This window comes from Planktothrix sp. FACHB-1355, assembly GCF_014748295.1.
Classification (GTDB): Bacteria; Cyanobacteriota; Cyanobacteriia; order Cyanobacteriales; family Aerosakkonemataceae; genus Aerosakkonema; species Aerosakkonema funiforme_A.
Genome location: NZ_JACJUP010001091.1, coordinates 1 through 2,377, shown reverse-complemented (window position 1 = coordinate 2,377; position 2,377 = coordinate 1). Strand labels below are relative to the sequence as shown.

General features: G+C 42.0%; 2 protein-coding genes and 1 pseudogene. 1 reads left to right on the top strand and 2 read right to left on the bottom strand.

Features of this window, described 5'->3' with window-relative positions:
- Positions 1-791, bottom strand: a pseudogene (locus tag H6S82_RS29345) (N-acetylglucosamine-6-phosphate deacetylase); the annotation flags it as partial.
- Positions 792-1,050: 259 nt separating this feature from the next.
- On the opposite strand from H6S82_RS29345, the gene purE reads away from it, so the two are divergent.
- The gene (gene purE, locus H6S82_RS29340; RefSeq protein ID WP_190465166.1) at positions 1,051-1,572 is read left to right on the top strand and encodes a 5-(carboxyamino)imidazole ribonucleotide mutase; all 522 of its coding nucleotides are present in this window, start codon (positions 1,051-1,053) and stop codon (positions 1,570-1,572) included.
- A 69-nt stretch (positions 1,573-1,641) separates the two neighbouring features.
- On the opposite strand, the gene H6S82_RS29335 is transcribed toward purE, so the two are convergent.
- A partial coding sequence (locus H6S82_RS29335) for a WD40 repeat domain-containing protein (protein WP_191057186.1) occupies positions 1,642-2,377 on the bottom strand: 736 nt, incomplete at its 5' end.

Here is a 2,377-nt window from a genome sequence, read left to right as displayed (position 1 = left end):
TTCATCATCGTAGGATCGACGTGCTGTCCATCACCGATCAAACCACACATAACATTCGGATTGGCGATCGCAGATCCCAACAAACCTGGTTCGCGATGATGTAAACTGGGCATAGCATTAAAGGCATGAGTCACCATCGTAGCGCCTAATTTAAATGCCTGTTCCGCTTGGGTAGATGTAGCTTGCGAATGCCCTAAACTAACAGTAATTCCCCAGGAAAGCAAATATGGAATTACTTCTGCGGTTGCATCTAATTCTGGTGCGAGAGTGATTACTTTGACTATATCTGCGTAATCTCCCAAAACTTGTTTTACATTATCAATTGTCAGCGGCAATAAGTACTCGGCTGGATGCGCCCCTCGTTTTTCAGGATTCAAAAATGGCCCTTCCAAGTGTACTCCCAAAATTTTAGCTGTAGGTTTATTTTGGGGTTGCCTTATCACAAAATCGGCAAAAATAGATAAACTTCGCTGAATGTTTTCTACTGAAGTTGTCACAAGGGTAGGCAAAAAAGCGTCAACGCCCCGCTCCCAGAGAAATTGACAAATTTCTGGCAATTTGTCCTGATTATCTGCATTCAAATCTGGAAATGCCAAGCCTAGCGCCCCATTTATTTGCAAATCGACACCACCCAGCGAAACCCACTCGCCCGCTACGTCGATAACTTGCTTATCCGGTGACGGTTTGCCAACAAGGTACATGGGCGAAATTTCTTGAATGATGCCGTCCGCATCAATTGATATTTGTTGTAAAGCTTTATATTCGGGTACTCTAGCGTTGATAATATCCATCGGGGCTGAGATCGGCTACTTTTGTACTGCTGTGATTATTTCCGATCTTCAATTTATCACGAATGGGATGCGATCGCGCTGTGAGAAACCCAATTTGCCAAAAAAATGGCTAAAATTTATGTATATATCGTATGTTTTTGTAAATTTATTAAAGTCGATCGATGTCTAAAATATAAATATAAAAAGCTGATATAGTTATATATGTTTATCAAACCAAAGTTTTCCGAACAACTGACAACTAACAACTGACAACTAACAAATGACTCAACCATTAGTAGGTATTATTATGGGTAGCGATTCCGATTTGCCCACCATGCAGGCAGCGATCGCAGTTTGCGAAGAATTCGGTGTCCCCTGCGAAGTCGCGATCGTCTCTGCCCACCGCACGCCCGATCGCATGGTAGAATACGCCAAAAGCGCTCACCAGCGAGGCATCAAAGTGATTATCGCCGGTGCGGGCGGTGCGGCACACCTACCCGGTATGGTTGCTTCCCTGACACCCTTACCCGTGATTGGCGTACCTGTCGCCAGTCGCCACTTGCAAGGTGTGGATTCCCTATATTCGATCGTACAAATGCCAGCCGGAATTCCCGTCGCAACAGTTGCGATCGGTAACGCCAAAAACGCGGGACTTTTAGCAGTACAAATCTTAGCTAGCCATCAGTCAGAATTGCTAGAAAAAGTTCAGCAATATCGTCAAAGTCTAGCAGAATCGGTATTACAAAAACAAGCGCAACTAGATGAAATAGGCTACAAGCAGTATTTGGATAAAATGCCTTAAAACTAATCGAAAAATTTACGGATATTGGGGAATTACTATGAAAACCCTCTTGCAATCATTCGTGTAAGTCTATGGTTTGGCTATGCGATCGCACAAATGACGATCGCTCTCCTCTACTCCCACATTTGTTCGTAAATAATCTCTTACCCAATTACAAGCATAATCGAGGTTATTGAGAGTACGAATTTGCTTTAAATCCCAAATAATAATCAAGCCATCATCTCCGCCAGAAACCAAAAAATTACCATCCGCAGTAAAATCCAGACTAATTACCATACCTTCATGTCCCGGTAAAGTATGCAGTAACTCTCCTGTGATGCTCCATAATTTTACCGTATTGTCAACTCCTCCAGTAGCAATTGTTTTACCATCTGGACTAAAGGTAACTCGCGTTAAACCGTTACTTTTTCCTGATACTCTTTTTAAGAGTTTTCCGTCTAATCGCCAAAAATTTAAAGTATCATCTCGACTGGCAGTAACAATTAGATTCCCTTGCGGACTAAAAGCCATTCCCCACACAGCACCATTATGTCTGAGTGTTCTTACTAGCTTGCCATCTTTGTGCCAGATTTTTACCGTACCATCTTCGCTGGCGGAGGCGATAAATTTACCATCAGAACTAAAGCCTAACTTCCAGATCCTTTCATTATGTGCGAAAAAACTGGTTAACAAATTTCCCTGAAAATCCCATAATTTAATCATTTTATTATCTCCTCCAGAGGCAATCATTTTGCGATCTGGAGTCACTGCAATTGCAAAAAGATTTACATTATTTCCTGGGAAAATTTTTAACAATTTTACCTTT

What these genes read in the sequence shown, in the direction of transcription:
- purE (WP_190465166.1), top strand. Translation starts at nt 1,051, where the DNA reads ATGACTCAACCATTAGTAGGTATTATTATGGGTAGCGATTCCGATTTG.